The 8,350-nt window shown below is 62.4% G+C and carries 7 protein-coding genes; 1 reads left to right on the forward strand and 6 read right to left on the reverse strand.

The window, feature by feature from the left end:
• Window positions 1-44 precede the first annotated feature (44 nt).
• The 6 genes from C664_RS17450 to C664_RS17480 all read right to left on the reverse strand — a co-directional run bounded on the left by C664_RS17450 (window position 45) and on the right by C664_RS17480 (window position 7,938).
• On the reverse strand, window positions 45-641 hold the full coding sequence (locus tag C664_RS17450) for a cytochrome b/b6 domain-containing protein (protein ID WP_004291414.1): 597 nt from the start codon (window positions 639-641) through the stop codon (window positions 45-47).
• 1 nt (window position 642) lies between these two features.
• The gene (locus tag C664_RS17455; RefSeq protein WP_004291415.1) at window positions 643-2,175 is read right to left on the reverse strand and encodes a tetrathionate reductase family octaheme c-type cytochrome; all 1,533 of its coding nucleotides are present in this window, start codon (window positions 2,173-2,175) and stop codon (window positions 643-645) included.
• A 1,103-nt stretch (window positions 2,176-3,278) separates the two neighbouring features.
• Window positions 3,279-3,980, reverse strand: coding sequence for an ABC transporter ATP-binding protein (locus C664_RS17465; protein ID WP_004291417.1), 702 nt, complete (start codon window positions 3,978-3,980; stop codon window positions 3,279-3,281).
• Entirely contained in the window at window positions 3,973-5,193 is a 1,221-nt protein-coding gene (locus tag C664_RS17470; protein WP_004291418.1) for an FtsX-like permease family protein, read from the reverse strand. The genes C664_RS17465 and C664_RS17470 overlap by 8 nt, the downstream gene beginning before the upstream one ends.
• Window positions 5,190-6,431 (reverse strand): efflux RND transporter periplasmic adaptor subunit, encoded by a 1,242-nt coding sequence (locus tag C664_RS17475; RefSeq protein ID WP_004291419.1) that lies wholly within the window; start codon window positions 6,429-6,431, stop codon window positions 5,190-5,192. The genes C664_RS17470 and C664_RS17475 overlap by 4 nt, the downstream gene beginning before the upstream one ends.
• Window positions 6,432-6,558: 127 nt before the next feature.
• Window positions 6,559-7,938 carry a sigma-54 interaction domain-containing protein gene (locus tag C664_RS17480; RefSeq protein ID WP_004291420.1) on the reverse strand — a complete coding sequence of 460 codons (1,380 nt, stop codon included), beginning with the start codon at window positions 7,936-7,938 and terminating at the stop codon, window positions 6,559-6,561.
• 174 nt (window positions 7,939-8,112) lie between these two features.
• Here C664_RS17480 and cydP point away from each other — a divergent pair, with 174 nt between their 5' ends.
• The gene (cydP, locus tag C664_RS17485) at window positions 8,113-8,310 is read left to right on the forward strand and encodes a cytochrome oxidase putative small subunit CydP (protein ID WP_038012286.1); all 198 of its coding nucleotides are present in this window, start codon (window positions 8,113-8,115) and stop codon (window positions 8,308-8,310) included.
• Window positions 8,311-8,350 lie beyond the last annotated feature (40 nt).

An 8,350-nucleotide genomic window follows, 5' to 3' on the forward strand; every position in this document is an offset into this window, starting at 1 on the left:
CGTTAATCGGCTGATTTCTTGCCTGCAGACACCCCATTTTCGGCCTAGTGCACATCTTCCCAGCCGGTGATCATCGCCTTGATGTGGGCCAGCGGCGTATGCCCGGCCGTCGCCAGATACACATGTACGATCAGGAAGGCGAGCATCAGGAATGCGCCCACCGTATGCGCCGTGGCAACCTGCTGCAAGCCCAAGCCGGCGGGCAGGCTGCCCTGCAGGGAGCCCCAGAACAGGTACACCAGGCCGCTGATCCACACCAGCGGGTTGATGAACAGCTTCACCCCTAGGTAGGCGAGACGTTGCAGTGGGTTGTGCTTGCGCTCCTGCGTCACCTTGTAGGGGTGTGGCGCACCGATGAAAATCCCATAGGCGTAGTAGCGCACCATACGGTCGATGTTACTGACGGTCGGGATGTAGTGCTTCCATTGCCCGGTGGTGAAGTGCCAGAAGATCGCCAGGATCCAGAGTGCGATCAGCAGCCATGCGGCAATCTCGTGGATCTCTACCGCCTTCCGGAACCCCACCAGCCCATGGCTGCCGTGGATCGCAAAGCCGGTAAACAGCAGCGTGATGATCAGCCCCGCCTGCGCCCAGTGCCAGAAGCGCTCGAAGCGGGTGAAGAGGTAGAGGCGCTCGTTCATCTCAGTGCTCCTTGCGGTGGGCGTGCTTGTTGCGCGTCAGGAAGCGCAGGCCGCCATGCCCCGCGACGCCCAGCAGAATCAGACCTGCCAGCCCGAAACCCAGCCTGTCGAGCAGGCCAGAGCGGTCGCGCCCGGGCATCCACACGCCCGGCACGCCTGCTAGGCGGCCGTTGTCGGCATGGCATTGGGCGCACTCGAGCGCCTTCTCCTTCGGCGCCACCATGTGCGTGATCGGCCATAGCATCGAGGTTTCGACGAAATCGAACTTGCCGCTGTAGGGCTGACCGGTCGCTTCCGCGCCGGCCTTCAGCGCCTTGGCCCAGTCGAAGTTGAACCAGAATGCGGTGTCGTCCGGCACGGCCGTGTGGGGCACCAGCAGCGTCAGGTGTTCGGTGTCGTAAGGTTGCTTGCCGTGGAAGGTCTTGACCGGCCAGATCCGCGCATCCGCCGCACCCGGCGTACCGTGGAAACTGTTGACCTCGACCCGCTTGGAGGGATCGATCCTGGTGTCGGGCTGCGTGTAGCTGACCTTGCCGTCGAACCACAGGTAGTCAGGCGTGACGCTCTCGCCGAGGATGAAGTCGCCCTTTTTGCTGTCGTAGATGACGTGGCCCTTCTCGTCCTTGTTCTGGAAGGGCTTGCCTTCGGGTGTCAGCTTGCCGGCGGTCGACCAGTCCCATCCCATCTTGGTTGGTACGCCACCGCGCGCGAATTCGGGGATGTGGCACGTCTGGCAGGCCAGCGTGCGCGTATGGTCATTGAGCCGCTCGGCGTGGGCGAAGCCGCCCTTGTGCGGACGCTCGCCATGGCAAGCCTGGCACGTCGCCGGGTTACGGTCGGTCTTCTCGCCGCGAATGATCGCGCCATGCGGATCGGCGCCGGTCATGCTGATACGGCTGCCGGCCACCTTGTGCTGGTCGGTCTTGTGGCAACTCGCACAAGTGAAGTTCAGTCCGTCCACTGCCATGTGCACGTCGAGTTCCTTCGACGGCTTGTTGAGCGAAGAGTCGAGATCGCCATGCTTCACCCCATCGCCGCCGCCACCATAGTAGTGACACGCGCCGCAGGTCTGGCGCGACGTCGCGCCCACGTTTTGCGCAACCTTTGCCAGATTGACGGCCTCGACGAACTTGCCCGACTTGGCCGGGAACTCCGTGCGTTCATAAGGCGGATGTCCGGCAAAGCCGGCCAACTTCCGGTATTCGCCTGTGTTGTGACAGGCAAGACAGTCGACCTTCTTCTCGTCCTTGAAGTCGAAGCTCGCGTCCTTCCAGCCGTAACCGATGTGACAGGACTGGCAGAAAGGTTCGTTGGAGCGGTCGCCGATGCAGAAGCCGTTAAGCATGGTTTTCTTGCCCAGCTTCTGGCCGGTATCCGGATTTACGTATTCCCAAGTCCAGTGCCGCGTCGCCATCACCTGCTTGGCGGCCTCGGTGTGGCAGGCAAGACAGGCAGCGGTCACTTCCTCGCCACTCGTGAAGGGGCCCTGCAGTTCCTTGAACTTGGTGTGGTCTGCTGTGCCGGTGGCGGCCATGGCAACGGATCCGAAAGCCACCGTCGCGATGACGATAAGCGATCTAGCAAAGCCGTGTAGTCGCGTCTTCATCGCAGCCTCCCAAGTTGAGAAGAATCATCTTTCATTCTATACACACCAACAGGTTCAATCTGCTGTCGTCAAGGTCTTACGGGAGCTTCTGAAAACCCGGCGGGCGCGCACGCGCCCCATGGCGCCGGGCCGTCTCGGTCATGAACGCCTCCCTTCCACGGCTTAGGGTCGATGCATACCTCTGTCGAAGTTCTGCCAGCGTCGCAACATGTCGACCACGTACCGGATGCGCGGGAAAAACGAGTGTCGAATCCGGTAAAGTGAAGACGCGCCGCGTAAGACTATCGAAGAGGCGCCCAAGATCGGCTTGGTACTCGGCTGAGATACATGAGCCAAAGTTAAAAAGATCACCGCATAGAAGACGATCACGCCACAGGTAACTGACACAGCGTGGGGTATGACCCGGCGTCGCCATAGGTCGAAGCACCTCTCCCCCGAAAACAATCTGCGTGGTCTCAGCATCATTGACGTGAGGCGAAAGCAAGGCGCCCGTGCACACACACAGCCTTGTGCAATCATCCCTGTCGTCCTCATGGACGTGTGTACGCAATACCCGAAGCAGGCGGAAACGGTGTTCCGCGAGCAGAGCGAGAACCACATCGACACACGACCGCGGCGGATCGACGATGACGGAGACGCGTTCGTTCGGATCACTCAGCAGGTAACCAATCAGCCCTGTGTCACGACCTTCGATCACCTGGAAATGCACGACATGGTTCTCCCTAACGACAGCAAAGACGGCCGACGACTGAAGTTCGTCTTATCAGTCCGCGGCTCGCTTTTAGCCCGGACGCGTTAGCTGCTTCGATGTGCTGCAACGCAGTCCCGCTTGCGGACCCGAAGCAATTCCCGTGCCATAACCAGCTCACAGCATTCACCATGCGTCGCTGAAGGCTTTCGAGGCAACACGAGGCTCACGCGCCTCGCAGGACTAAGGGACGGCCTGCCATTTTGAGTTTCTGCTGACGCAGAATTGGCATGATTGGCAGTTTCGAAGCAATAAGGTGTCGGTGCTGCGTCATGGCGATGACCTATCGCAGTGAGTTCGGACGATCGGCGACGACTGTCCCGTCGATAAGCTCGATGACGCGATCACAACGCTTGGCGAGACGCGGATCGTGGGTCACGATCAGAAAGCTCGTCCCCAGCTGCTCGTTGACCTCGCGCAGCAGTGCAAAGACCTCGTCTGCCGAGTGCGTGTCGAGGTTGCCGGTGGGCTCATCGGCCAGGACCAGCGAGGGTGCCATCATCAGCGCGCGGGCAATGGCGACGCGCTGCTGTTGCCCCCCGGATAGCCGATTGGCAAGCTGCTGCCCGCGCTCCGCCAACCCCACCCGTGCGAGCAACGCCCCTGCCCGTGCAAACATGGCCGCATTCGGCCAACCAAGCGCGACCAACTGCGGCATGGCGACGTTTTCTTCGGCGGTGAAAGCGGGTATCAGGTGATGGTGCTGGAACACGAAACCGATGCGCTGCCCGCGCAAGCGCGTCAGGCCGGTATCATCCAGCGCAGAGGTCTCCTCGCCGTCGATCACCAGGCGACCCGCAGTGGGGCGATCGAGCAAGCCGATCAGGTTGAGCAGCGTGCTCTTACCTGAACCGGACGGGCCGATGAGCGCTGCGAACTCACCACGCTCGAGGCGCAGATCGATGCCATGTAATACCTCGTACTCGGTATCGCCGCTGCCGTAGGCCTTGCGAATCCCCTCAAGGTGCAGGACGGGCTCAGCCACGGATTGCCACCACTGGGTCTAGGCTGGCCGCGCGACGAGCTGGAAGCAGTGCTGCGAGGATGCCGACCAGGCTGGCGCCACCAGCGGCAACCCCGACAAGGAGCGGCTCGAACGCGATCACGAAGAGCGGCGTGCCATCGGGATTACGCGCCATCAGTTGCCACATCAGTAAGAAGCTCCAGGCCAAGCCCGAGCCCAGCAAGGACCCACAAAACCCGACAATTCCGCCTTGCAACAGAAAGATGCGCCGCATCTGTGCCTGGGTGGCTCCCATCGCACGCAAGATCCCGATCTCCCTGCTGCGCTGGATGACCGACACGACCAGTACGCTGGCGATGCCGAAGGCAACCGACAGGCCGACAAAGAACCGGATCACGTTACTCGACACCCGCTGCGAGGTCAGCGCGGTAACGAACTGGGCATTGGTGCGAATCCAACTATCGGCGATCAAACCGGTTTGTGCTGCAATGCGTTGGGCAACGCGCTCGGCCTCGTCAAGGTCGTACAAGGCCAGTTCGATACTGGACACGCCGCCGACCAAGTCAAGCAGCGTCTGTCCGGTGCGCAGTCCAACATACACATTGCGTGCATTGACACCCTTGTTACCCAAATCGAACAGCCCGGTGATGGTCAGGGTCTCCGCAGCGCTGCCTGCACTGCTAATACGCAGCTTGTCACCGACGTCGGCGCCGAGGTCCTTGGCCAGCTCAATGCCGATGACCGCCTCGCCCGCGCCGACCCGCAACTGGCCTGCGGTAAGGCGATCGCTAAGCGAGATGACCCGGTTGTAGTGCGCGGGGTCGATACCGATCAAGGTGATCGCCTTGTTCGCGTCCCCGCGCACGACAAAGGCCGGCCCAGAGGCCACCGGCGACACCGCCGCGATTTCCTGCCAGTCATGTAACCGGTCGCGAATCTGCTGCCACTGGTCGATGGAGCGCAGGCGCTGCGCCTGTTTTTGCAGGCGGATTGCCTCTTCCCCCGTCGTGCCTTGGGGGCGTGCGACCTCTTCAGCGGGCAAAAGCACGACATGGGCCTGTGAGCTCAATGTGCGGCGCACGAGATTGGCCTGCAGCCCCGACAGCAAAGCCGACATGAATACGATCACAGCGACCCCCACGCCCACACCTACGACAATCAGCAGCGACTGCATTCGGCCCTCGCGCAGAAAGCGCAAGGCAGCAATCCACTCAAAAGGCAGCCAGGACTTCATGATGCGGCACGCGTCCGAACTGCACGGCCCTCCGGCTTGTCGTCTGTCGATGGCAACAGCGTATCGCTCTGTGAGACGCCCTCAAGGATCTCCACGCTGCCCGTGCCGCGCAGCCCGAGGCGCACCGCCTGGCGTTGTGTGCGCCCATCTCTTACCACCATTACCCAGGGGTGCCCCTCGTCAAGTCCTCGCACGACCTCTGAAGGAACGATGAGCGTCTGCTCCCTGCGAGCCGTCTCAATGTCGATCGATACGGTCATTTCGTGCTTCAGGTAAGGCGGCGGCTCGGGCACGCGCAGGCGCACTTCAACCGAGCCCCGCAACGCATCCACCGAGGGTGCGATGTAGATGAGTTCGGCAGCAAAGTGCTCGCCCGGGTAGGCATCGGCCGAGGCCAGCGCGAGCTGGCCCAGTTTGAGCAGGCCGAGGTTCTTCTCGTCGATCTGTACGGTGAGCTCCGTCTCGCCCAGCGGAGCGATCGTCAGTAATGCCCGGGCCGGCTGCACGGTATCCCCGGGCTCCACGGTTCTCGTCAAAACGGTGCCCGAGACCGGCGCACGCAGCGTGGCATAGCCCAGCCTCGCCTCGGCGACCGCCAGTGCGGCACGCGCTTGCTCAAGGCTGCTTCTCGCCAACTCACTCTCGCTGCCCCCCGCCTGCTGGCTGGCCAGTTGCAGGCGGTTGCTGCGCAACTGACTGTCGGCAACCTCGCGCGCGCGCAGCGCATCGTCGAGTTGCGCCTGGCTGTAAAAGCCGCGGGTGACGAGTTCGCTGACCCGCTGATAGTTGCGTGTCGCCTGCACCGCATTGGCTTCGGCCTGCCGCAGTGCCTGCTCGGCAACTGGCAGCCCCAACTCCTGGAGCTGACGCAGTCTGGATTCGGCCTGCACGACCGCAGCACGCGCCTGATTAACGGTCGCCTCCCACTCACGCTCGTCGAGGCGGATCAGGGTCTGGCCTGGCTGAACGGCATCGCCTTCGCGCACTCCGACCTCCGTCACGCGCCCGGCAATCTGCGCCGACATCTCGATGCGCAGGGGCGTGCGCACGCGCCCGCTAGCCACCACCGACTGGCGCAACTCCCCCTGGCGCACCTCAACAACCGTGACGGTTTCGCCACGAAAGGCCATCAAGGCCCCGCCGGCTACGCAAGCGAACAGGACCGCGCCCACAAGACGGCGAAAGGTCTTAGCCCAAGTTGATTGGTCTCTGATCGGGATGGTTGTCACCTTCTTCATAATGAGGGTGTTCGTGCGTGGCGCGGAGGGCGACACGCGAGTGGGCATGAACTGGTTGGAGAAGAAACTAGAGCAAACGACATGCCAACTTCACCCGCGCTCAACCAAGCAATCACCGCGAACGCCTTCACTCAGTCCTTGGGACGTGCACACCAAGCGCCTGCAAGCGCCGGTACAAGGTCCGCTCGCTAAGCCCCAGCTTACGCGCCAGCTCACGCCGGCTTCCGGTATGGCTACGCACGGCGCGCAGCAGGGCCTGACGCTGCAGTTCGTCAAGGTCGACCACACCGTCTCCGTTCGATAGCGCCTCGCGGGCGTCCATGGCGGCCCGGCCCACCACTCCATCCAGCCGAGTGCCGCCCGTGTTGTCATTAATGGTCACCTCTTCCGCCAGATGCTCCGGGCCGATCACATCACCATCACACATCAGGCTGGCGCGCTCGAGGACGTTTCGAAGCTCGCGAATATTCCCAGGGAAGGCATAAGCAGACAGCACGCGCATGGCCCCCGAGGACAGACTCAAGCCACGGCGGGGCGCAACCCGATCAAGCAGCGCCTCTACAAGCAAAGGCAGGTCTTCAGCACGCTCACGCAAGGGCGGCACGCGGATCGGAAAGGTGTTGATACGAAAGTAGAGATCCTGCCGGAAACTGCCATCGATGATCATTTGTTGCAGGGGCCGATGCGTCGCCGAGACGAGGCGTATATCGGCACGACGCAGTTCGGTGGAGCCGACCCGACGGTAAGTGCCTGTTTCCAGGAGCCGCAGCAGCTTCACCTGCATGCTAAGTGGAATATCACCCACCTCGTCGAGGAACAGGGTGCCTCCGCTCGCTGCCTCCACCAAGCCGGCCTTGCGTGCTACGGCCCCCGTGAAGGCACCACGCTCATGACCAAACACTTCGCTCTCGAACAGCGTCTCGGGCAAGCCCGAACAATCGACCACGACGAAGGGATGGTCCGCACGGCGACTCGCTTCATGCACCGCCGTGGCCACCAGTTCCTTACCCGTACCTGACTCTCCCTGGAGCAGCACGCTGGCCTCGGACGGCGCAACGCGGGAGACCAATTCAAGCATGCGCTGGAACGCGGGTGCGCGGCCGATCATGGCGCGGTGATCGGCCACGCCGCGGGCCACCTGCATCGGCTCCATCTTCTCAATGAACCAACCGATCTCGCCCGCTTCATCGCGCACCGGCGAAAGTTCGATATTCACGTACTCCTCGCCACGCGGGGTGTGATGCAGATGCAGCACCCGCTCGCGCTGGCCCGATTGCAGGCTGCGCGCCAGCGGGCAGGATTCACCTGCACGGTCGCATGGGACGCTGTAGTGATGCGAGACCTCGTAGCAGGTGCGACCGATCACGCTGCGCCCGCCCGCGTTCGCACTGCGATAGGCGGTATTGGCCGCAATGATGCGGTACTCACGATCGCAAAGGATATGGGGCTCGGGCAGCGTTTCCAGAAAGGAGATGAGTTCAGGAAGCGGGCGGGGATCGATTGTCATGACGCTGTCAGAAGTGGCAGTAAGTAACCGCCATTGTGGTCGCGCGGCAGTGCTCCGCACAAGCTCGACTTGTAATAAGCCGCGCAACAGAGGCTTTACCGGGCACTAGCGCCCGGATATCACGTTGGCACGATGTTTGATATGAGACAGATCAGAAACAACTGGTACCCGCCCATGAAGCCGTCCGACCAACGCCTGTTACGTCATCTCACCCTTGCCATCGTAATCAAGCTGGCGCTGATCACCGCGCTGTGGTGGGCGTTCATCCGCGACGCGAAGGTGGCGGTCGACGCCCGCGCGATGGCCGCGCAGGTGCTCGCCCCGGCCAGCGTAAAACAACACACGACATCTGGAGAAACCCATGGTCAGTGAGCAACTCGTCGACCTGTCGCGGCTGCAGTTCGCCGCCACG

This window comes from Thauera sp. 63, from assembly GCF_000310165.2.
Taxonomy (GTDB): domain Bacteria; phylum Pseudomonadota; class Gammaproteobacteria; order Burkholderiales; family Rhodocyclaceae; genus Thauera; species Thauera humireducens.